General features: G+C 46.4%; 29 protein-coding genes. All 29 read left to right on the top strand.

The genetic code is table 11. From position 1 onward, the window contains the following. Window positions 1–1,356, top strand: a 1,356-nt coding sequence (locus ACFILT_RS09135) for a transposase domain-containing protein (protein ID WP_375679958.1), incomplete at its 5' end; no start/stop codon positions are given. Window positions 1,357–1,691: 335 nt separating this feature from the next. Then, window positions 1,692–2,723, top strand: coding sequence for an AAA family ATPase (locus tag ACFILT_RS09130; RefSeq protein WP_375679956.1), 1,032 nt, complete (start codon window positions 1,692–1,694; stop codon window positions 2,721–2,723). Then, window positions 2,720–2,983, top strand: coding sequence for a hypothetical protein (locus ACFILT_RS09125; protein WP_375660954.1), 264 nt, complete (start codon window positions 2,720–2,722; stop codon window positions 2,981–2,983). Before ACFILT_RS09130 ends, ACFILT_RS09125 begins: the two co-directional genes overlap by 4 nt. Next, entirely contained in the window at window positions 2,980–3,231 is a 252-nt protein-coding gene (locus tag ACFILT_RS09120; RefSeq protein WP_375679955.1) for a hypothetical protein, read from the top strand. Before ACFILT_RS09125 ends, ACFILT_RS09120 begins: the two co-directional genes overlap by 4 nt. A 14-nt stretch (window positions 3,232–3,245) precedes the next feature. Beyond that, window positions 3,246–3,869 (top strand): DUF3164 family protein, encoded by a 624-nt coding sequence (locus tag ACFILT_RS09115; RefSeq protein WP_375679960.1) that lies wholly within the window; start codon window positions 3,246–3,248, stop codon window positions 3,867–3,869. Between the two features lie 9 nt (window positions 3,870–3,878). Beyond that, a complete protein-coding gene (locus ACFILT_RS09110; RefSeq protein WP_375679954.1) occupies window positions 3,879–4,496 on the top strand; it encodes a regulatory protein GemA in 618 nt (205 codons plus the stop codon). 6 nt (window positions 4,497–4,502) lie between these two features. After that, window positions 4,503–4,910 carry a helix-turn-helix domain-containing protein gene (locus ACFILT_RS09105; protein WP_375679953.1) on the top strand — a complete coding sequence of 136 codons (408 nt, stop codon included), beginning with the start codon at window positions 4,503–4,505 and terminating at the stop codon, window positions 4,908–4,910. Between the two features lie 87 nt (window positions 4,911–4,997). Then, window positions 4,998–5,579, top strand: coding sequence for a glycoside hydrolase family 19 protein (locus tag ACFILT_RS09100; protein ID WP_375679952.1), 582 nt, complete (start codon window positions 4,998–5,000; stop codon window positions 5,577–5,579). Then, window positions 5,576–5,863 carry a hypothetical protein gene (locus tag ACFILT_RS09095; protein ID WP_375679951.1) on the top strand — a complete coding sequence of 96 codons (288 nt, stop codon included), beginning with the start codon at window positions 5,576–5,578 and terminating at the stop codon, window positions 5,861–5,863. The genes ACFILT_RS09100 and ACFILT_RS09095 overlap by 4 nt, the downstream gene beginning before the upstream one ends. Beyond that, a complete protein-coding gene (locus ACFILT_RS09090) occupies window positions 5,856–6,194 on the top strand; it encodes a hypothetical protein (RefSeq protein ID WP_375679950.1) in 339 nt (112 codons plus the stop codon). Before ACFILT_RS09095 ends, ACFILT_RS09090 begins: the two co-directional genes overlap by 8 nt. Beyond that, window positions 6,187–6,402: a hypothetical protein gene (locus tag ACFILT_RS09085; RefSeq protein ID WP_375679949.1), complete on the top strand. Its 216-nt coding sequence runs from the start codon at window positions 6,187–6,189 to the stop codon at window positions 6,400–6,402. Before ACFILT_RS09090 ends, ACFILT_RS09085 begins: the two co-directional genes overlap by 8 nt. Next, window positions 6,399–6,713: a DUF2730 family protein gene (locus ACFILT_RS09080; RefSeq protein WP_375679948.1), complete on the top strand. Its 315-nt coding sequence runs from the start codon at window positions 6,399–6,401 to the stop codon at window positions 6,711–6,713. The genes ACFILT_RS09085 and ACFILT_RS09080 overlap by 4 nt, the downstream gene beginning before the upstream one ends. Continuing rightward, window positions 6,710–7,066 carry a hypothetical protein gene (locus ACFILT_RS09075; protein ID WP_375607967.1) on the top strand — a complete coding sequence of 119 codons (357 nt, stop codon included), beginning with the start codon at window positions 6,710–6,712 and terminating at the stop codon, window positions 7,064–7,066. The genes ACFILT_RS09080 and ACFILT_RS09075 overlap by 4 nt, the downstream gene beginning before the upstream one ends. Next, window positions 7,029–7,610, top strand: a complete 582-nt coding sequence (locus ACFILT_RS09070) for a phage protein Gp27 family protein (protein ID WP_375679946.1) — start codon at window positions 7,029–7,031, stop codon at window positions 7,608–7,610. The genes ACFILT_RS09075 and ACFILT_RS09070 overlap by 38 nt, the downstream gene beginning before the upstream one ends. Then, window positions 7,603–9,225 carry a hypothetical protein gene (locus ACFILT_RS09065; RefSeq protein ID WP_375679945.1) on the top strand — a complete coding sequence of 541 codons (1,623 nt, stop codon included), beginning with the start codon at window positions 7,603–7,605 and terminating at the stop codon, window positions 9,223–9,225. Before ACFILT_RS09070 ends, ACFILT_RS09065 begins: the two co-directional genes overlap by 8 nt. A 12-nt stretch (window positions 9,226–9,237) precedes the next feature. Further along, window positions 9,238–10,839 (top strand): DUF935 domain-containing protein, encoded by a 1,602-nt coding sequence (locus tag ACFILT_RS09060; RefSeq protein ID WP_375679944.1) that lies wholly within the window; start codon window positions 9,238–9,240, stop codon window positions 10,837–10,839. Beyond that, window positions 10,832–12,037, top strand: a complete 1,206-nt coding sequence (locus ACFILT_RS09055; RefSeq protein ID WP_375679959.1) for a phage minor head protein — start codon at window positions 10,832–10,834, stop codon at window positions 12,035–12,037. Before ACFILT_RS09060 ends, ACFILT_RS09055 begins: the two co-directional genes overlap by 8 nt. Window positions 12,038–12,230: 193 nt before the next feature. After that, complete coding sequence (locus tag ACFILT_RS09050) at window positions 12,231–12,353, top strand: hypothetical protein (RefSeq protein WP_375679943.1); 123 nt, start codon at window positions 12,231–12,233, stop codon at window positions 12,351–12,353. A gap of 114 nt (window positions 12,354–12,467) precedes the next feature. Next, window positions 12,468–13,511, top strand: a complete 1,044-nt coding sequence (locus ACFILT_RS09045) for a phage protease (protein ID WP_375679942.1) — start codon at window positions 12,468–12,470, stop codon at window positions 13,509–13,511. Then, window positions 13,508–13,849: a hypothetical protein gene (locus ACFILT_RS09040; RefSeq protein WP_375679941.1), complete on the top strand. Its 342-nt coding sequence runs from the start codon at window positions 13,508–13,510 to the stop codon at window positions 13,847–13,849. Before ACFILT_RS09045 ends, ACFILT_RS09040 begins: the two co-directional genes overlap by 4 nt. Window positions 13,850–13,861: 12 nt before the next feature. After that, window positions 13,862–14,827: a capsid protein gene (locus ACFILT_RS09035; protein WP_375679940.1), complete on the top strand. Its 966-nt coding sequence runs from the start codon at window positions 13,862–13,864 to the stop codon at window positions 14,825–14,827. Between the two features lie 15 nt (window positions 14,828–14,842). Continuing rightward, window positions 14,843–15,265 carry a gp436 family protein gene (locus ACFILT_RS09030; protein ID WP_375679939.1) on the top strand — a complete coding sequence of 141 codons (423 nt, stop codon included), beginning with the start codon at window positions 14,843–14,845 and terminating at the stop codon, window positions 15,263–15,265. A gap of 1 nt (window position 15,266) precedes the next feature. Continuing rightward, window positions 15,267–15,761, top strand: coding sequence for a phage virion morphogenesis protein (locus ACFILT_RS09025; protein ID WP_375679938.1), 495 nt, complete (start codon window positions 15,267–15,269; stop codon window positions 15,759–15,761). Continuing rightward, the gene (locus ACFILT_RS09020; protein WP_375679937.1) at window positions 15,758–16,279 is read left to right on the top strand and encodes a hypothetical protein; all 522 of its coding nucleotides are present in this window, start codon (window positions 15,758–15,760) and stop codon (window positions 16,277–16,279) included. The genes ACFILT_RS09025 and ACFILT_RS09020 overlap by 4 nt, the downstream gene beginning before the upstream one ends. Next, on the top strand, window positions 16,276–16,869 hold the full coding sequence (locus tag ACFILT_RS09015; protein ID WP_375679936.1) for a baseplate assembly protein: 594 nt from the start codon (window positions 16,276–16,278) through the stop codon (window positions 16,867–16,869). Before ACFILT_RS09020 ends, ACFILT_RS09015 begins: the two co-directional genes overlap by 4 nt. A 16-nt stretch (window positions 16,870–16,885) precedes the next feature. Then, window positions 16,886–17,086, top strand: a complete 201-nt coding sequence (locus tag ACFILT_RS09010; protein WP_375679934.1) for a hypothetical protein — start codon at window positions 16,886–16,888, stop codon at window positions 17,084–17,086. Window positions 17,087–17,089: 3 nt separating this feature from the next. Then, window positions 17,090–17,470 (top strand): GPW/gp25 family protein, encoded by a 381-nt coding sequence (locus tag ACFILT_RS09005; protein WP_375679933.1) that lies wholly within the window; start codon window positions 17,090–17,092, stop codon window positions 17,468–17,470. Beyond that, the gene (locus ACFILT_RS09000; protein WP_375679932.1) at window positions 17,463–18,359 is read left to right on the top strand and encodes a baseplate J/gp47 family protein; all 897 of its coding nucleotides are present in this window, start codon (window positions 17,463–17,465) and stop codon (window positions 18,357–18,359) included. Before ACFILT_RS09005 ends, ACFILT_RS09000 begins: the two co-directional genes overlap by 8 nt. Further along, window positions 18,359–19,015 (top strand): phage tail protein (locus ACFILT_RS08995; protein WP_375679931.1); only part of this gene is annotated, 657 nt, incomplete at its 3' end. The genes ACFILT_RS09000 and ACFILT_RS08995, both read left to right, overlap by 1 nt.

The raw sequence follows: 19,015 nt of genomic DNA, 5'->3' as shown, positions 1-19,015 counted from the left end.
GGTTGGGCGCCCATTCCTTCTGAGCGGGCTTTGCGGCGTCGTTTTAAGGCGCAAATTTCCAAAGCGGTTGTGGTTTTAGCGCGTGAGGGAGAAGAAAAGGCAAAAAAGCTTTATCCAGTCCAACGGCGTGATCGCTCGAGCTTGCATGCTCTGCAAGCGGTGAATATGGACGGGCATAAGCTGGATGTTTTTGTGAATGTTCCTTGGACAGAAAAGCCTGTGCGGCTTTATCTGATAGCGATACAAGATCTTTATTCGGGCAAGATTTTATCGTGGCGCCTGTCGGATGCTGAGACTTGGGAAATTGTGCGTTTGGTGATTGGGGATATGGTGGAAGCTTATGGAATACCGGAGCGCATGACCTTGGATAATGGGCGTGCCTTTACCAGCAAGTGGATTTCTGGAGGTGTGCAAAACCGCTTTCGCTTTAAGATTAAGCCGGATGATCCGCAAGGGCTTTTGACGAGTTTGGGTGTGCAATTGCAATGGACCACCCCTTATAGCGGACAGTCTAAACCGATTGAGCGGGCATGGCGTGATCTGGCAGAAGCGATTTCCAAACATCCCTTTTGTGCAGGGGCTTATACGGGCAATAAACCGGATGCCAAGCCTGAAGATTATGGCAAGCGCGCGATAGGATTTGAAGCGTTTAAAGCCCATGTTGGTGCGCAGATTTGTGCACATAATGCGCAAGCGGGGCGCAAGGCGGTTAATTGTGCGGGGCGCAGTTTTGATGAGACCTTTACTGAGAGCTTGCAAGCCGAGGGGACGATTATTCGGCAAGCGAGTGCAGCACAACGGGCTTTATGGCTTTTAACTTCTGAGGCATTGCGTGCGCAAAAGGGTACGGGCGAGATCCATTTTTATGGCAATCGTTATTGGGCGCGGGCGTTGAATGAGCATGCGGGGAAAAAGGTGATTGTACGCTTTGATCCGGATAATTTGCATCAAGATTTACGGGTTTATGATTTGAACAATCGGTTGCTTTGTCTGGCACCATGCCTTTCTGATGTAGGTTTTTATGACCAGCAGGCAGCGCGCTTGAATGGGCGTTTGCGTAAAGAATATGTGAAGGCAGTTAAAGCAGAAAAACAGCTAGCGGCAAAGCTTGCACCTGATCACTTGGCCGATGTTTATGGTCGCCTTGAGAAAAAGGATGAAGCGTTCAAATCTAAGCTTGCGATAAAGCCAAAGGTGAGCCGCTTGATGCCAAACAATGTGGGGAATTTAGCTTTGACAGCAGACGATGATGAGGCTTTGGGGGAGGAAGAATTTAGTACGCACTTGCATAAAGCTTTGAGAAAGCTTTCAGCGTCTGATGAGGGGCGTGAAGTGATCAAGTTTCCCAAGCAATAGAATAAGGAACTAGGAAAAGAGAGAGGGGGGGATTTAAGGGGACCGGTTGAGGTCCATGTGCGGGCTTGAAGCGTTAACAAAGAAAGGGGGGAGGAATCTTAATCCATTTCAAAGTCTAATCAATACATGAAGTTTCTAGGTATCTTTACCTGATCGGGTGAGATGCTTGGAGTTAGCAAGTTCCCTGATGTGTGAGAAAGAGAGGGGATTTGCAAGGTTAGCCGTTTTAGTATCGCGTACGGCTTTAAATGTTCATTCTAAAGACAAAAGAAAGGGGCGGGTGGGAGCCCTTCCCCTTATCAGTAGTCTAAAATCAATACGAAAGGGGAATATACATGAAAAACGCGATAAATGCAACGGTCGATAAAAATCCTTGGGCGCGACCTAAAATCCAGCCTAATGGGACAGCACAAAATCGCAACAGTGATGACATTGCTTTATGGAATGAACTTGTGGATTCAGTCAGAGCTTTGGGGCAAATGAATGATTGGTCGAAAGCAGAGGTGGCGCGGCGCATAGGGATGCCGGATGGGACGTTTTCGCAATGGTATGCAGGCAGTTATGCGGGGCAATTGGGTAAGCAAAATGCGAAGGTTCAACAATGGGTTGAGGTTTTAAAGGAAACGGCGGGGTTTTTGGAGAAGATCCCTGAAAAACCAGCCTTTCAGAGGAATCGAATTGCCAGTGAGATCATTGATACTTTAACACTGGCACAAAGCACGGGGGATATGGTGATGATTACGCTTGATGCGGGCAGTGGTAAGACCGAAACCTGCCGCCATTACCGCTCTACCCGCCCGCATGTTTATCTGGTGACAGCCAGCCCACATACGCGCAGTGTTCACGGTATTTTGAATGATATGGCAGCAGAATTGGAAGTGGTGGAATATAATCCCACCCGCTTAACGCGTGCGATTGGTAAGAAATTAGAGCGTGTTGGTGGCGGAACATTGCTGATTGTTGATGAGGCGCAAAATTTAACGGATGAGGCGATTAATCAGTTGCGCCACTTTGTTGATATCAATGGTACGGGGTTGGCTTTGGTAGGCAATGATGAGATCTCGGGGCGGTTGGTTCATCGTCAAAATGGTCCCTCTTATGCGCAAATTAAAAGCCGATTGGCGATGCATTTGAAACGGCGCAAGCCCTATAGTGAGGATATTACAGCGCGCATTCATGATTGGGGGATTGAAGATGTTGGTGCGATAAAGTTTTTGACGGGAATTGGTTTGAAAGCTGGAGCTTTGCGGCAAATTGACAAAACCATGATGTTGGCACGCATGGCAGCGCTTGGAGATGGGTGTGAGGTGACTTTGAAACATGTCAAAGCGGCATGGAAAAACCGTGACGTGGAGGAATTGGCATGATCTCTTTATGCGACAAAGAATTATCCGATACGCTTGTTGGTCTTTATGACGATTATCAATGCGGTTTTGATATTGGAGAACAGCTTAAATTGTGTGTTGATTTGGCGTTATTGCTTGAATTGGAGTTGAGTGTTCACCGTTTGGGGGAGGCGGATGCGGTTTTGGAAGCTGAAGTTGCAGAAGTTTTGGCTGAGTGTGAAGGCTCTGATGCGGATGAGAGCAATCGTGTGATTTATATGGATTTTGGAGGAAGCAAATGATGGAACGGGACCCTTATATGGTGAGAGATAGCTTGATTGCTTTGCGCTCTGCCTTTTTACAGTATGAGGTGAATGGCATTTTTATGCATGGACAAGATGTTCGAGAATTGAATGAGTATTTGCGTCGTTTGGCAGGCTATAACCACATTTTAGGTCATGAGCTTATGCGGTGTCGTTGGCAATTGAAAGCGGGATGTGCGCCTTCTTCAGGGGATGTTGTGCCATTTCGTCGGTTTCAAAAAACATAAGGAGGAGATTGGTGATGAATCCACAAATTGAACTTGAAGGTACGCGTTATATGAAGGATGCGAAAGGGGCTTTGGTGCCGGTAAGCCTGATCCGTCCTGCGGATTTGTTAGAAGATGAAACGGTGCGCAAAATTATGGGTTTTGCGAAAGAGTTATCGGCAAGGATTGCACGTTTTAACAACCATACGATTGCGGATTTGAGTGATTTTGATAGCTTGCTTGCGCAAGAATATGGTGTGGAGCGGCGTGGCAAAAAGGGCAATTGTACTTACACAAGCTTTGATGGTTTGCAACGCATTAAGGTGCAGGTACAGGAAAGTGTTGATTTTGGACCGCAATTGCAAATTGCCAAAAGCCTTCTTGATGAATGTTTGAATGAATGGTCTGCGGATGCGCGCCCTGAAATCCGTGCAATTATTACGCGTGCTTTTAATACGGATAAAGAAGGCAAGGTGAATCGAGGGGAGATCTTTATGCTGTTGCGTTTGGATATTGATGATCCACGCTGGAAAGAGGCGATGCGTGCCATTCGTGAAGCGATCCGTGTGACGACATCTAAGGAATATGTGCGTTTTTATGAGCGCGAAACATTAGAAAGCGCTTGGCATGCTGTGACCATTGATCTGGCGAAGACGTGAGGGGGTGAGATGTCTTTAGCTGTCCTTCATATGGGAAAACGCGCGTTAGGTCTTGATGATGAGACCTATCGCGCACTGCTCTATCGCTTAACAGGCAAGCAATCGGCGAAAGATTTGAATTTTTCAGAAAAGCACTTGGTTATCGCTGAAATGAAAGCGTTTGGTTTTAAGCCGAATGGGAAGCGTTTAGAGGGAAAATATGCCAAGAAGTTACAGGCGCTCTGGATTGCTGGGTGGAATCTTGGCATTATTCGTGATCGTTCAGATAAGGCGTTGCTTGCCTTTGTGAAAAGACAGACAGGGATTGATCATATTCGCTTTTTACGCGATAGCGATGATGCATGCAGAGCTATTGAGGCGTTGAAAGGTTGGTTGCAGCGTGAGGGTGGGGTTGACTGGAAAGGGAAAAACCGCGAAGATTCATGGAGGAAGAAACCAAGCATTTCCATTTTGTGTGCCCAATGGAAGCGTTTAAATCCCGATGCTGTGTTTGATGTGGAATCTTTTCATCAAAGTGTTATGGCGTTAAGTGGTAAAGCTTTGGGTGAGATGAGTGGGGGCGACTTTAGAGAAGTTATGAATGTTTGGGGGCGGAAAATCCGTAAAAGTGTTAAAAGCGAGGGGTAAGCATGTATGCAAGAGGAAATCTATAGCGATTTTCCTGCCTTATTGCGTGAAATAGCTGATGTTGCGGGCAGTGAAGCAGCATGGAATATGATGCGGGCTTTTGGTGGACGAGAAGTTTATATACCCGGGCGTCTTGAAAATGCGGATTGGTTGATTGAAATTGTTGGCTTTGAAGAAGCCGAGCAACTCATCAACCATTTTTGTTTTAATGGTTCGGGTGTGCGCCTTCTTATCCCCCTTGGCAGAGATGCTGAACGGCGGCAAAAAATGGTGCAAGCGTTGCAAAAAGGCTGGTCGGTTGATGCTGCAGCTGCTGTTTCTGGTATGCATGTGCGTACAGCCTATCGCTTGAAGAAGAAAATTTCTTTGCAAGAGCCACAAGGTTTATTATTTCCAGAGTTTTATGAGTATTGAGAGTTTTGACTGACAGTGTCAGGCTTATATTGGGGGTTTGAAATCCGATAAACTGCGAATGGATTTTTATTCATTGAGTGGTTTGTTATGGTTTCAATAGATGCTTCTTTTCTTCATCGCCTTGCGCCTAAACTGGCGCATCATGCGCGCCAAGATTTTATTATTGTTGAAATGGCACGCGTGTTGCCTAAAGCTTTATCTTATGGGGCGATCACGACACGTTTGCGTGTTGCGCATTTTTTAAGCCAATGTGCCCATGAGAGTGATGGTTTTTTTACCGTTTGTGAATATGCCTCTGGGCGTGCTTATGAGGGACGCAAAGATTTAGGCAATGTCAACCCTGGGGATGGTGTGCGCTTTAAGGGGCGTGGTTTGATCCAATTAACGGGACGCAATAATTATCGTCGTTTTACGAAGTTTTGGCGCTTAGTCGATGAACAAGCGGTTGATTGTGAGGCTTTTCCGCAAGTGCTGGAACAGTTTCCAGCTGCTCTTTGGTCTGCTGTTTGGTTTTGGCAAGCGAAAAGCTTAAATAGGCTGGCTGATCAAGATGATTATCTCAGGATTACCAAGGCGATCAATGGGGGTAAGAATGGACTTGTGCAACGTTTGACCTATTTAAACCGCGCTAAAAAGCTTTTGGAGCTGTCATGCGAGGTGAAAGCATGAAGCCCTCTTATCGTGGTTCTAGGCTCTATTTATGGTGGTCTTTTTGGTTTGCTTGGGGGGTTATTTTTTTGCTCGTTTCTGGTGGTTTGTGGGGGGCTCCGTATATTGTTGATATGGCGAGCATTTCTATTCCTTCGATGGTGGCGATTATTGTTGGCAATTTGGGGGTGCATCGTGGCTTTGGTTCGTTAGATTTTTCTAATAGGAAACATTCCCATAAGCGGCATAGCAGCTCCTATGATGGGGTGGAGATAACGGGGTGGGGGGATAAGCGCAATGTTTAGCCCACTTTCAAAACTGTCTTTTGGTCTGCTTTTTTTGGTCAGTGTGATGTTGGCGGCTTTTGGCTTTATGAAAGCGCAAATTTTAAAGGCGGAAAAGGCGCGTGATTTGTATTGGCGCTTGGAGATTGCCAAGGCTTCAGCACGTGCGCTGCTTGTACAAGAGCGACAAAGACAAGCAGCGTTTGAAGCTGAGCATCGAGCACAAGGGGTGATTTCGGCTTTGGAACAAAAGCTTGTGAAAATGGAGGAGGTCAATGCAGTATTGCCAACTACTGGCTGTGGTATTGGGCTTGAGCGTGTGCGCTTGCTCAACAACCAAGCCCGTGAATAGCCTTTCTTATCAGTTTTTATCGGTTGAATTGCCGCCTGTTGTTCGCATGGCGTGTTCCCGTCCAGCTTTATTGCCAGAGCGTGCTTTGAATGCGCGCGAAGTGGTGCATTATTGGGGGCGTGATCGTGCTGCTTTATTGATTTGTGAACAGCGCCGTGCTGCTGCGGTTCAAGCGGTTTTAGGCAAGAGGGCGGGGGTGATCAAATGAATTTGGATATCAGTGTTGCCAATGGCTGGTTGTCTTTATTGTTATCGGTTATTGCGATTTGTGGGGTTTTGAGAGCCTATTTTTCTTCCGGTGCGCGGGAAATGCTGAAAGATATCACGGCGCTTAAAGAGCGTGTGCAAAAGTTAGAAACAGAGATGGACTTTTTGCCTGATCGTGATGCGATGCAAAGATTGGAAGTGAATATGGAGAAATTGAATGGTCGTCTCAATACACTTTCTGCACAATTACAACCGGTGGCAGCCATTGGTGAGCGCTTGCAAGAGTTTTTGTTGGAGAATGCCAAGAAATGAAAGCAGATATGGATAAAATCATCCGTGAAGAAGCGCGGTTGATTATTTTAAAAGGGCTTGCTTGTGAGCGCAGTGAAACTTTATCGAGTGCGATGATTGAGCGGCTTTTATACAGTTATGGCATCAGGCGCGATCGCGACTTTGTGCATAATGAACTGGCATGGATGGAAGATCAAGGTGCTGTTACGTTAAAATGTGTGGGTTCGGTTTTTCTTGCGGCATTAACAGAACGGGGAGCACGTCATTTAGACCGAAGCTTTTCCATTGAGGGGATTAAGCGGCCTAAACGTTCATCAATAAAATACGAGGTGAAGGATGCGCAAGGTCGGGCGTGGACGTTTAACGGCGATTGATTTATTGCCGCAAGCTTGTGATCAGATTATTGCTGCAGCTGCTGAGGCTTTAAATGGGCGTGAGAAGACACAAATGGCTATTTATGGTGAGTTTAAAGCAGCTTTGAAGGCTTTACGAAAGGAAACGGGTCTCAGCTTTTCTATTCCCTCTTTTTCGAGTTTTAATCGTTATTCTTTGCGGCTAGCCGTGATGTCACGGCGCCTAGAACAGACAAGAGAAATTGCCGCAAGCCTTTCCAAGCGTTTTGATGCCAAAGCTTCTGATAATATCACTCTTTTGACGGCGGCAGCGATTAAGGAGTTGATTTTTTCAACGTTGAGCAGTGGGAAAAACCTTTCGCCAAAAGCAGCACAAGAATTAGCCAATGCGCTCAAAGGGGTTTTGGCGGCTGAACATTTGTCGACCACCAGACGGCAAAGATTAGAGAAAGATTTTACCACTAAAGCAAGTAAAGCGGTTGATGTGGCAGCAGCAGCGGCGGGGCTCTCAGAAGAAACAGCGCGGGCTATACGTGCGCAAGTGTTGGGGGTTAAAAATGGCTGAACAGCCCTTTTCAAAAAGTCATGTCTTTGATCATCAGAGTGGTTTTGATATTTGGCAGGCGAGTACTTTTCCTCAAGAGCAAGATCCTTTGGAGGAAGGTGTTTTGATGGCGCATCAATGCGCATGGATTGAAGATAAGTCCCCATTAAAATTGGTTGAAAAGGGGCGGCGGACCGGCATTACTTTTGCGGAAGCTTTGGATGATACCCTTATTGCGGCAGCAACGCGTGAAGCTGGTGGCGATAATGTTTTTTATATTGGAGACACCAGAGACAAGGGACGTGAATTTATTGGTTATGTGAGCAATTTTGCGAGGGCAATCACTCGTAATAGTGGGGATGTGGAGGAATTTTTATTCTCTGATCAAAGGGCGGATGGTTCAACGAAATATATCTCTGCTTATCGGGTGCGTTTTGCTTCGGGGTTTCGGGTTGAGGCGCTTTCTAGCCGCCCTGAAAATATCCGTGGGTTACAAGGCATTGTAGTGATTGACGAGGCGGCGTTTCATCAAGATGTGCGCTCTGTTTTGGATGCGGTCAATGCTTTGTTGATTTGGGGAGGAAAAATCCGTGTGATCTCCACCCATAATGGTGTGCTCAATCCTTTCAATGAATTGATCCGTGAGGCGAAAGCAGGTAAGGTGCCTTTTTCGGTGCATTGTTACCCCTTTGGTGTTGCTGTTAAAAATGGCTTGTTTAAACGGGTTTGTGCCATGAAGGGGGAGGTGTGGAGTTTAGCATCTGAGCAACAATGGGAAGAGCAAATTCGTGCTTCTTATGGGGTGCGTTTGGCTGCTATGCGCCAAGAATTAGATGCCATACCAGCCGATCAAGAAGGGGCGGCTTTAACACGTTTGCAGATTGAAAATTGTTGTGCGCCAGATATTGCGGTGTTGCGTTTTGCTTGTGTGGATGATTTTAAAAATCAATCGGAACATCAACGAAGTGTTGCTGCTTTTGCTTGGTGTGAGAAGCATGTAAAACCTCTTCATGCTGGGCTTGACCGGCGGCGCCAACATGTTTTTGGCGTTGATTTTGCTAGGTCTGGTGATGCCACCTCCATTGTGGTGATGGAGGTGGGACAAGATCTGGTGCGCCGTGTCCGGTTTATGGTGGAATTGCGCAATACGCCGTTTGATCAACAAAGAGAGATTTTATTTTATGGGGTGAATGGCTTGCCGCGTTTGTTGGGGGGCGCTTTGGATGCACGGGGCAATGGGGCTTATTTAGCGGAAAAAGCAGCGCAGCGTTATGGGGCTTGTGTGAGGGAAGTGCAATTGTCGCAAAGTTGGTATGGCAAAGAAATGCCGGCTTATTTGGAAGCTTTTGGGGATGGGTCCATTGTTTTGCCGCGCGATAGTGACATTGTTGCGGATCATCAAGCGCTTGCTTATGTCAATGGCATTGTGAAAATTCCAGACAATCATCGTTTTAAAGGCAGTGATGGTTTTATGCGCCATGGTGATAGCGCGATTGCTTGCGCTTTGGCTTATTTTGCCAGCCGCCAAACGCCTGAAATTTATGATTATACACCTGTGAGAGAGGCTTATCGTTTTGATGAAAGCTCGCTCTTTTCAACGCCTTTTTTTTCAACAATGCGATCAAAGATTTATTGATGGGATGATGAGATGGTAAAACTTTTAGATCAGTGGGGCAGGGCGCTTAATATCAAAGGGTTGGAGAGAGAAGTCGCAAGCCCTACCGTTGGCGGTGTTCGTGATGTGTGGTCACAAACCATTGTCAGTGGTCTCACCCCTGCGCAACTTGCTGATATTTTACAACAGGCAGCAGGGGGTCATCCAGAGCAGTTTTTCCAACTTGCCGATGATATGGAAGAGCGTGATTTGCATTATCGTGCTGTGCTTGGCATGCGTAAAAATGCTCTCACAGGGGTGGAGCCTGGAGTGATTGCCGCAAGCAACAGTGCACAGGACAAAAAGATTGCGGATGCGGTGCGGGAAGTGATTAGTGCGCCTACCTTTGTTGATGATTATGTGACGGATTTGTTAGATGCTTTGGGAAAAGGCTATGCGGTTGTTGAAACTTTGTGGGACAAGAGTGCCAAGGAATGGTGGCCGGTTGCTTGGAAATGGCGTGACCAGCGGTTTTTTCAATTGGATCGACGGGATGGTTTTCATTTGCGTTTAAAAGAAGAGGGCTCTCACTATGGTATTGAGTTGCCTGCTTATAAATTTTCCATTCATCGCCCAAAGTTAAAAAGTGGTTTACCTATCCGCACGGGGCTTGCACGCCTTGCAGCTTGGGCTTTTTTGTTTAAGTCTTATACCTTAAAAGATTGGATGGCATTTTTAGAAGTTTATGGCATGCCTTTGCGTGTGGGCAAATATGGGGCGAGCTCTTCTCATGAGGAACGGCGGGTTCTCATTCAAGCTGTACGTGATTTATCCAGTGATGCGGCAGCAATTATTCCCAAAGAAATGGAGATTGAGTTTATTGAGGCAGCAGGAGGCAGTGGCAATGCGGTTTTTGCTGCGAAAGCTGAATATTTAGATCGGCAGATCTCAAAGGGTGTGTTGGGACAAACGATGACGACGGATGATGGTTCGTCCTTTTCGCAAGCACGCATTCATGAAAATGTACGCCATGATATTGCAAGAGCTGATGCACGCCAATTAGCCTTGACAGCTAATCGTGATTTGATTGTGCCCTTTGTTGAGATTAATTTTGGGCGCCAAGAGCGCTATCCCCTTGTCTATTGGCCGATTTCGGAAAATGAAGATATTAAAGCCATCAGTGACGCTTTGGAAAAACTTGTGCCCTTGGGTTTGCGTGTTGGGGCGCAAGAAGTGCGCAATAAGATTGGCTTTTCGCAACCAAAAAAGGAAGAGGATGTTTTAAAGGCTCCTGATAATTCGCTTGATGATGAGAGGGGACAAGAGGATGGTGAGGCAAGACAAAAAGCTCATGTTTGTGCTGATTGTGGAGGTGTTTTTGATGTTTCTGTGACAAGAGAGGACAAGGGTGGAAAAGAGCAGGGTGGGAAACATCACGACGAATTGGACCGGCTTTCACAAGAAGCTTTAAGCGACTGGGAAGAGGACTTAGAACCCCTTTTAGAGCCTTTTAAAAAGCTTGTGAGAGAAGCAAAAAGTTATGAGGATATCCTTAAAGGCTTAGATGAATTATTGGGTGAGATGGATCATCATGCATTAGCAGCGCGCTTGGCAAAGGTGCAAATGATTGCACGTGGGCTTGGGTATCATGGATGAGGAACTTTTTAAAACCGCCCCTAAAGAGGTCACCCGTTATTTTGAAGCCAAGGCTCTTGTTCCAAGCTTTGATTGGCGTGATATAGCACCAGAAGAACATGCCTTTTCCTTTACGGTGGCAAAATCGCTAGGCTATGACATTTTAGAAGATTTTAAACAAGCGGTTGGAGAGGCTATAAAACATCAAGTTCCTTTTCAAGAATTTCAAAAAAATTTGATGCCGATTTTACAGGAAAAGGGTTGGTGGGGTAAAAAGGCCAGCATTGACCCCAAAACTGGTGAAAAGAGCGTGGTGCAATTGGGCAGCCCGCGACGCTTAGAGACGGTCTATTGGGCTAATACCATGAGTGCACATGCAGCAGGCGAGTGGGAGCGCACACAAAATAATAAAGAATTTTTGCCCTATCTCACCTATGCTTTGTCGAGTTCAGAACATAAGCGTTTAGAACATGAAAGTTGGGTGGGGTTTACGGCACCTGTTGATGATCCGGTTTGGGATTGGCTTTATCCACCCAATGGTTGGCGGTGTAAATGCAGTGTACGGCAGGTAAGCCGTTATGAAGCAGACAATTTAGGATATGAAGAGGGGGCAGAGCCACTTCCTGTTGAAAAGCAGGTTTGGCGCAATAAACGGACGGGGAAAGTTGAGAAGATACCAAAGGGGATTGATCCTGGTTGGCATTCTAATCCTGGGAAACATCGCGCGCAAAACTTAAGCAATTTTTTGAGTGATAAAGTCTCTGTGATGGGGGACAATCGAAAACGCATTGCCATTGAAGATATTGTGGGTTCACCACTTTTGGAAGCCATGTTTGAAGGACGTATGCCTCGCGGGTTTATTCCCATTGCTCCGATGATAAATAAGGTGGGTGATGTTTTTGCAGCGGACGGTTCTCTTATTCGCTTATCTTCAGACAGTGTGAAACATATTTTGTTAGAGCATCAAGCGCGTGATCTTCGCTTGGATGATTTTCGTGGCGCCATTCAAACACTCATCCGCCCCCATGGCATCATCAGGCGAAAAGGTGTACCGAGCGTTGTGTTTTTGGGTGAAAATGATGAGGTATGGTGGCGCTTAGCGGTTAAATTTGTGGCAAGCAAACAAGAATGGTGGTTGACTTCCATGCATAAAAAAAGCTCTAGAGAAATTGGACGCTTATTGGATGCGGCTGAAAAAAAGGGCGAGAGGTTGTTGTAAAGAAAACAACAGGAAGAAAGTCTTGTGTTCTTAACGGAAAAGAGGCGAGGAAAATGAGAAGGCGTGGAGGGCGGTCAACTCCTCGCAGATCCGGTAAAACCGTCCTGGTATAACTGGCTCACGCCTCGTGGGTAATCTAACAGTTTAAAAGTTTAAAAGCAATCTTTAAAAAAACGGCTTGAGAGAGGCTTTGTTGTGTGGAGTGATATTTGTACCTCTCACTTCACAACGGCGCTCTATCGCCTTTGAAGTGCCTTTGAAAACGATTTTATGGGATGGTTTGGCACGGGGGTTTCTCTCACAAGGAGAACAATAGGGAAAAGAGTGCTTTTTTGAGAAATGCTCTTTTGACTGACAGTGTCAGACTTATAGTGGGAGTAAGTTTCATGCATTGTATTGCCAATGACAATTGTAAAGCAATAGGCAATGTATGGAACAGGAATTTCACGAAGATCAAAAAGATGGGGATGCCCAGACATTTTATGATGGGACATTTCATGCTGCGTTAATAGATCTCTGTCCAGACGTTTTATGCCAAGACATTTCATGTGAAGACGCCACCGTTAGCCAAGCGCCTGAATGGGTAGAGTTGTTGCCCAAAGCGCCCCATGTGAAGGCACGTGATGGACGACAATGGCATTATCACCCGCAAACTATTTTAAAAGCCTTTGCAGCCAATAAAGGACCGCTTGTGATTGATTATGAGCATGGGCAACATCACCGTGCGAGAAATGGTTTAGAAGCACCTGCCAGTGGTTGGATTGAAGAATTAGCAGAGCGGGATGGTGCGATTTGGGGGCGTGTTAAATGGACCGATATGGCTACCAAAAAAATTATTGCCCGAGAATATCGCTATCTTTCGCCTGAGTTTCGCCATTCCAAGAAAGGTGAAATTTTGAATTTAGCCGGTGCTGGACTGGTCAATCGTCCAGCCCTTGTCATGACGGCTTTAAGCCGTGAACAGCCTTCCCCTATAACTTTGACGGAGAAAATGATGGATTTGACAGCCATTGCCAGTGCACTATCGCTGGCAGAAGATGCTAAAGCGGATGAGGTTTTAGCAACGCTTAAAGCGCGCGAAAAGGAACGCGTGGAATTAAATGCCCAATTAACAAAAGCGCGAGAAGATTTAGCGCTTTTGCAAGAAGAGCAAAAAAACAGTGCCATTGAGAGTCTTTTAGACAAGACAATTGAAGATGGTAAGATTTTGCCGGCTGCCCGCGAGGAATATCGTGCGCTCTGTAGCCTTGAAGGGGGGATGGAGCATTTTAAAAGTTTGATCGAGAAGTTGCCGGCGCTTGCCTCAACAAGCCCTTTAGAGGCGTGTGCTTTGGTGCAAGAACAAAAGCTTGCTCCAGAAGAGGTTGCCCTTGCGGCACGCCATTATCAGGAAGAGCAGAAGAAAAAAGGCTTCGACATCACCATTAGTCAAGCGGTTGATTATATTTGCGAACAAAAGGAGTGCCAATCATGAGTACGATGATTTTGATTAAATCTTTTCGCGCTGGAGATGTGATCTCACCTTATTGCATTGTTGCGGCGCGCACCGATGGTTCGGTGGCAACGGCTTCTGGTAAGGGTGATAAATTATTAGGGACTGCTGGGTCTTGTGAAGCAAAGGCTGGTGAGATGATTGATGTTGGCCAATGTGGTTGGAGCGAAGTGGTTTGTGGAGGCAATGTTTCCTTTGGTGATTTTTTGACTTCTGACCCCAAAGGACACGCCATTAAAGCGGAAGCCGCAGATCGCACCATTGGTATTGCCATGAGTGATGGCTCTGCTGGTGATGTTATTCCTTTTAAAATTAATTAATCGAGGCTTAAAATGAACAGACCTTTTCCCATTGATCCAACACTCACCGCTATTGCTATTGGTTATCGCAATCCAGCAGGTTCTCTTATTGGCGATAAAGTTTTGCCACGCGTTTGTGTTTTAAGTGAGGTGTTTAAATATAGTGAATTTCCTTTAGCGGAAAATTTTACCGTGCCTGAACTTGAGGTTGGGCGAAAAGGGCGCCCGAATGTGGTGGAATTTTCTGCCTTTGAACGGGAAGCCAGTGTCAAAGATTACGGACTTGATGATCTTATCCCCAATTCAGATATTGAAGCAGCGGCACGCGCACAGGCGGAGCGACGCTCTCGTTATAACCCCGAAAAGACAGCTGTAGAGGGACTTGCCAATTTGCTAGAATTGGGGCGTGAAGTGCGTGTTGCAGCCCTTGTGCAAAGAAGTGAAAATTACGCATCAGAGCGCGTGATAACTCTCAAAGGTGAGAATAAATTCAGTGACTATGAAAAATCTGACCCTTATGCCACTTTAGATGAAGCGATGGATAAAAGTCTCGTCTATACGCCCAACACCATTGTGATGGGTAAAGTTGTTTGGTCAAAACTCAAACGTCATCCCAAAATCATTAAAGCCGTTAAAGGGGGTGGCACTGCTGATGGTTTTGTCACCAAGGCGCAATTTGCTGATCTGATGGAAATACACCCCGATCGGTTACTCATTGGTGAATCGCAAGTGAATTTGGCACGCAAAGGGCGTTCGGCACAATTGGCACGCGTTTGGGGCAATAAGATTGCACTGCTTTATATTGACCCCACCAAACAACAGGCAGATGGATCGGTCATCAGTTGGGGCTTTAGTGCCCAGTTGGGTGAACGTTTGTCTGGAGTGATCAATGATCCAGATATCGGCTTATCAGGCGGTAAACGGGTGCGTGTGGGGGAACGCGTGTGTGAATTGGTCGCTGCAAAAGATGCCGGCGTTTTGTTGCAAGAAGTTGTCTAAGGGAAACTTTTAAACATGGCTTATGCAAGCAAAACATTGATTGAAGAGCTCTGGGGTGATGACTTCTTGGATGATTTGTGCGGGATGGATGAGAGTTCTGATCCAGTTTTTTCAGAGCAAGCCATTGCCCGCGCGCTCGAACAGGCAAGTGGTGAGATTGATGTGCATTTGTCTCATCGCTACTGCGTCCCCATTGCTGGACAGCCGGCGGCTTTGGGTATGATCTGTGTTAATATTGCTGTTTATAATTTAGCCATACGCCATACGGCACTGACCACGACTATTGAAGATCGTTACAAACAGGCGGTTGAACTCTTGAAACGCATTGCGGAAGGCAAAGCGGGTTTAGGGGTCGATGAACCTAAAATTATGAGCGAAGATGGTCCCGTGCGTGATGGGGCTTTTTTCCATGCCAAACCGCGTTTGATGGGAAGGTAACATGTCTGTTTCAACCCATATTGAGATTAAAGAGACAGGGCTTGAAGCGGCTTTATCCTTTTTGCAAAAGGGAGCTGATCGCTCGATGGGAACTTTGGCACAAGGGGTTGGGCGTCTTATCCAAGAGAGCACAAGGCGGCGGATTCAAAGCGAAAAAATGTCTGCCCAAGGAGAGAAGTGGAAAAACAATCATGCTCGCACCTCCATTCTTTATGCCAGTGGGGCGCTTTCACGCTCCATTGATATGAAGGCTTCACCAGAACAGGTGATTGTGGGCTCTGGGTTGGTTTATGCGCGGATTCACCAATTGGGTGGGGTTATTCGCCCGAAAAATGGCAAGACACTGCGCTTTTTTCTTAAAAGCGGCAAGGCACACCGCTTTGTTTGTGTGCATCAAGTGACCATGCCCGCACGCCCTTATTTGGGGCTTTCAGAGCACAATAAAGTGGAAATTGTCAAAGCGACAGAAGACTGGCTGGAAAGGGTCTTTGCATGAGTCAAACGATTAAAAATGCTGGGCGCATTAATCAGTTTCGTGAAGCGGTGATAAGAAGTCTTAAAGGCGCTTTTCCAGATGTGCGTGATTGCGGCTGTCAATTTGGACGTTTTAACTTAGAAGAACTTGAAACACAGATGCTGGTGGCTCCAGCTGTGCGTGTTGCAGTGTTAGAAAGCCGTTTGAGTCCTGTAGCAAGTGGGCACATGAGTGCTGATCTTCATTTAGGGGCTTTTATTATTACCACGGGCAAAGAGCGTGATGTTTCCAGTTGGCTTTTAGCAGAAGCCATTGCGGTGCTTTGTCATAGCGGGCAATTGTGGGGGCTAACGCATTTGAGTTCCCCGCGTGAGGTGCAAATTGAACCGATTATCTCTGCGGCGATTAAGCAGCGTGGTGTATCGATAAGCGTGGTGGAATGGCACCAAGATTTGCATCAGTTGGGACAGGATATTTTTTGTGATGAAGGACAACTCAAAAGTGGTTTGATTTCATGGGACAATGAGGTGTTGGCATGAATGATGCGCATCTTTTGAGTGACACCTTGCGGCAAATAATGAAGCGTCTTGATGCGCTTGAACGCTGTCTTGCCAACCAGCACATGATTGGGCGGGTTGTGCAAGTTGATGGACATAGGGTGCGGGTAAAACTTTCCGAACAGGGTTCCAATGGACAAGCGGTTTTATCGCCTTGGCTACAAGCGCAAGAAGCTTCTGGCACTCTCTCAAGCAATATGCCCCTCCATGTTGGTGATCCGGTGCGGTTGTTAAACCCCCATGGCGAAATTGGTTCTGCCTCTCTGGTGGTGCGCGATAGCTATAGTGAGGATGCGCCTAATCCCGCACGCTCTTTCCAAGAGTTGGCGCTCTGTTATGCCGGTGGTGCTTTGCGGATGACAAAAGATGAGCTCATTCTCTCCCATGGGGAAAACCAAATCCATTTGAGTGAAAAAGGTTTGGTGCTTTCTCATCAATCAACCCGTGTTGAATTAACGGGCAGTGTGCACATTCAAGCAGAAGATTTACAGCACAATCAAAAATCTGTTGGCGCAAGCCACAAACACGGTGGGGTCAAAATGGGTCCCTCCACAACCTCTAGTCCTCTTTGAGATGAAGGAGTTTATCATGCGTGAGAACACTTATGTTATTTTAACCAATGCCGATTTTGTTGCAGGCAAGCGTTCACCGGGCAAAGGTGAGGAAATTTGTTTAAGTGAGGAAGCGGCTAAATATCCGTTGCTGCTTGGTCAGATCGCTGAAAAAACAGCCCCTGTTGTTTCTGCGCCCCCAACTGTTTCTAACACAAAGACAAGCAAAGGGGCTTAAAGCATGCGGTGTGGGATGAGCGAAAAGGACGGCTCTCTCTTATATGGTTGGGACCATTGCCAACAGTCACTCCGTAAATGTCTGACAACAAGGATTGGGACACGGGTTTTGCGTCGTCATTATGGATGTGATGTTGGAGCATTCCAAGATGCCAATGCTGATCCTGCGACGATGATGCAGCTTTATCAAGCAATTGTTGAAGCTTTGGATGATCCAGAGTGTGGAGAGCCTGGGTTTTCGTTGCAGAGGATTGATCTGACAAAAGCAACGCGTGAAGGCACATTCCATTTTGTTTTAACGGGTGTTTTTTATCCCAATGGGCATTTGGGGGATTGGTCACACAAAGAGTCAATGAGCATCAATTTAGAGGTTGGTGATGACTGAGTTTGAACCTTTACCCATTCTACAAATTCCTTGGCCACAAGTTCCCCCTCCACAACTCCCTTTGCCACAAATTATTGAAGAGCTTTCTGTTGAAGCCATTTTAGAGCAAAAGATCACGCGTTTGACTGAGCTTTTTGCGGCGCATCATATTCCTTATAATGTGGAAAAAACGGCTTATGATCCGGTTGTCATTCAATTACAAGCGGCCGCTTATGAAGAGTTGCTCTTGCGCCAGCGAATTAATGAAGTGGCGCGAGATAATTTACTGGCATTTGCCCGTGGAACAAGTTTAGATCATTTGGGGGATTTTCATGGGGTCACACGCCTTTTGGATGAAGATGATGAGCGGTTTCGCCGCCGCATTCGTTTGAATAGACAAGGACATTCCACAGGTGGCACAGCGCCACGCACTCAATATTTTGCCCTCTCAAGCGATATCCATGTCAAAGATGCTTTTGTTTATCGTGTGGCTAAAAGTCCGCTTATTCATGTTGCGCTTTTCAGTGACGCCCCTTCAGGGGTGGCTGATGAGGCTTTAATTGCCAAGGTACAAGCAGCCCTTGATGCCCCCCATGTTAAAATGACCAATGACCACATCTTTGTGAAAAGCGCGGTACAGCGGATGATCAATGTTTCTGCTGATCTTTGGTTGTTACCGGATGAAGGCTCCTTTGTTTTGGAAAGAGCGGAGCAGAATTTAAGAACAGAATGGGCGCGTGCGCAAAGGCTTGGGCGTGATTTGTCTTTAAGTTGGATACTAAGCCGCTTGATGGTTGAGGGCGTTCACCATGTGAACATAACGCACCCTTGTGAGGATATTTTGGTCGCACCTGATGAAGCCGTCGCACTAGGGGATATTGTTTTGTCTGAACGGGGGCGTGCTTATTGATGCTTTCCTCACTTTTGCCACCAAATTCGAGCTTGTTTGAACGCTGTTTTGCAGAAGCAATGGCTCTTGACCCTCACGTTAAAACGGCACTCGAAGAAATACCCCGCGCGAAATTTATCACGCGTCCGCCTTCTTGGTTGCCCTTTTTAATAGACGAATATGGCTTACAAGAATTAAACCCTTATTTCTCTAATCTTTATGATTTAATTGATCAGGGTCTTGCATGGCAAAATATTCGTGGCTCCCTTGCTGCAATAGAGATGGGGCTTGAATGGCTCCAGATTACAGCACGCTTTCAACCCGCATGGACGGGGCGGATATGGTGGAATTCCTTTCAACTTGATTTTGATCAGTTGCCTGAACGCAAAAGCCTTGAAGCCATTGAAGCGATTACTGACCTTTCCAAAAGTTTGCGCTCTGATTTTCGCCGTGGGACCTATGGTTATGATGTGCAAGCTGTTGAATGCAATATGTCACGCCTTGATGACAGCATGTTGGAGTATGAAAGCGGTGTTCGCTTAACAGCTGGGGGCACTTTGTTTTCCTTTGGACGCACAACAGAGATAGAGCACGTTCTCACAAGAGAAGAAGGCAGGCTTATTGGCAATTGGATAGATGATGGGGATGAAGAGTTAAGCTGGGAACAAATCGATTAT

This window comes from Bartonella sp. AP7XZML, from assembly GCF_042195745.1.
GTDB lineage: Bacteria > Pseudomonadota > Alphaproteobacteria > Rhizobiales > Rhizobiaceae > Bartonella.
This window is presented reverse-complemented; position numbering and strand designations above follow the sequence as displayed.

What these genes read in the sequence shown, in the direction of transcription:
- ACFILT_RS09025 (WP_375679938.1), top strand. Translation starts at nt 15,267, where the DNA reads ATGTCTGTTTCAACCCATATTGAGATTAAAGAGACAGGGCTTGAAGCG.
- ACFILT_RS09080 (WP_375679948.1), top strand. Translation starts at nt 6,399, where the DNA reads ATGAATTTGGATATCAGTGTTGCCAATGGCTGGTTGTCTTTATTGTTA.
- ACFILT_RS09005 (WP_375679933.1), top strand. Translation starts at nt 17,090, where the DNA reads ATGCGGTGTGGGATGAGCGAAAAGGACGGCTCTCTCTTATATGGTTGG.
- ACFILT_RS09120 (WP_375679955.1), top strand. Translation starts at nt 2,980, where the DNA reads ATGATGGAACGGGACCCTTATATGGTGAGAGATAGCTTGATTGCTTTG.
- ACFILT_RS09065 (WP_375679945.1), top strand. Translation starts at nt 7,603, where the DNA reads ATGGCTGAACAGCCCTTTTCAAAAAGTCATGTCTTTGATCATCAGAGT.
- ACFILT_RS09045 (WP_375679942.1), top strand. Translation starts at nt 12,468, where the DNA reads ATGGAACAGGAATTTCACGAAGATCAAAAAGATGGGGATGCCCAGACA.
- ACFILT_RS09075 (WP_375607967.1), top strand. Translation starts at nt 6,710, where the DNA reads ATGAAAGCAGATATGGATAAAATCATCCGTGAAGAAGCGCGGTTGATT.
- ACFILT_RS09055 (WP_375679959.1), top strand. Translation starts at nt 10,832, where the DNA reads ATGGATGAGGAACTTTTTAAAACCGCCCCTAAAGAGGTCACCCGTTAT.
- ACFILT_RS09125 (WP_375660954.1), top strand. Translation starts at nt 2,720, where the DNA reads ATGATCTCTTTATGCGACAAAGAATTATCCGATACGCTTGTTGGTCTT.
- ACFILT_RS09020 (WP_375679937.1), top strand. Translation starts at nt 15,758, where the DNA reads ATGAGTCAAACGATTAAAAATGCTGGGCGCATTAATCAGTTTCGTGAA.
- ACFILT_RS09040 (WP_375679941.1), top strand. Translation starts at nt 13,508, where the DNA reads ATGAGTACGATGATTTTGATTAAATCTTTTCGCGCTGGAGATGTGATC.
- ACFILT_RS09035 (WP_375679940.1), top strand. Translation starts at nt 13,862, where the DNA reads ATGAACAGACCTTTTCCCATTGATCCAACACTCACCGCTATTGCTATT.
- ACFILT_RS09015 (WP_375679936.1), top strand. Translation starts at nt 16,276, where the DNA reads ATGAATGATGCGCATCTTTTGAGTGACACCTTGCGGCAAATAATGAAG.
- ACFILT_RS09105 (WP_375679953.1), top strand. Translation starts at nt 4,503, where the DNA reads ATGCAAGAGGAAATCTATAGCGATTTTCCTGCCTTATTGCGTGAAATA.
- ACFILT_RS09115 (WP_375679960.1), top strand. Translation starts at nt 3,246, where the DNA reads ATGAATCCACAAATTGAACTTGAAGGTACGCGTTATATGAAGGATGCG.
- ACFILT_RS09100 (WP_375679952.1), top strand. Translation starts at nt 4,998, where the DNA reads ATGGTTTCAATAGATGCTTCTTTTCTTCATCGCCTTGCGCCTAAACTG.
- ACFILT_RS09090 (WP_375679950.1), top strand. Translation starts at nt 5,856, where the DNA reads ATGTTTAGCCCACTTTCAAAACTGTCTTTTGGTCTGCTTTTTTTGGTC.
- ACFILT_RS09060 (WP_375679944.1), top strand. Translation starts at nt 9,238, where the DNA reads ATGGTAAAACTTTTAGATCAGTGGGGCAGGGCGCTTAATATCAAAGGG.
- ACFILT_RS09070 (WP_375679946.1), top strand. Translation starts at nt 7,029, where the DNA reads ATGCGCAAGGTCGGGCGTGGACGTTTAACGGCGATTGATTTATTGCCG.
- ACFILT_RS09030 (WP_375679939.1), top strand. Translation starts at nt 14,843, where the DNA reads ATGGCTTATGCAAGCAAAACATTGATTGAAGAGCTCTGGGGTGATGAC.
- ACFILT_RS09010 (WP_375679934.1), top strand. Translation starts at nt 16,886, where the DNA reads ATGCGTGAGAACACTTATGTTATTTTAACCAATGCCGATTTTGTTGCA.
- ACFILT_RS09095 (WP_375679951.1), top strand. Translation starts at nt 5,576, where the DNA reads ATGAAGCCCTCTTATCGTGGTTCTAGGCTCTATTTATGGTGGTCTTTT.
- ACFILT_RS09110 (WP_375679954.1), top strand. Translation starts at nt 3,879, where the DNA reads ATGTCTTTAGCTGTCCTTCATATGGGAAAACGCGCGTTAGGTCTTGAT.
- ACFILT_RS09000 (WP_375679932.1), top strand. Translation starts at nt 17,463, where the DNA reads ATGACTGAGTTTGAACCTTTACCCATTCTACAAATTCCTTGGCCACAA.
- ACFILT_RS09130 (WP_375679956.1), top strand. Translation starts at nt 1,692, where the DNA reads ATGAAAAACGCGATAAATGCAACGGTCGATAAAAATCCTTGGGCGCGA.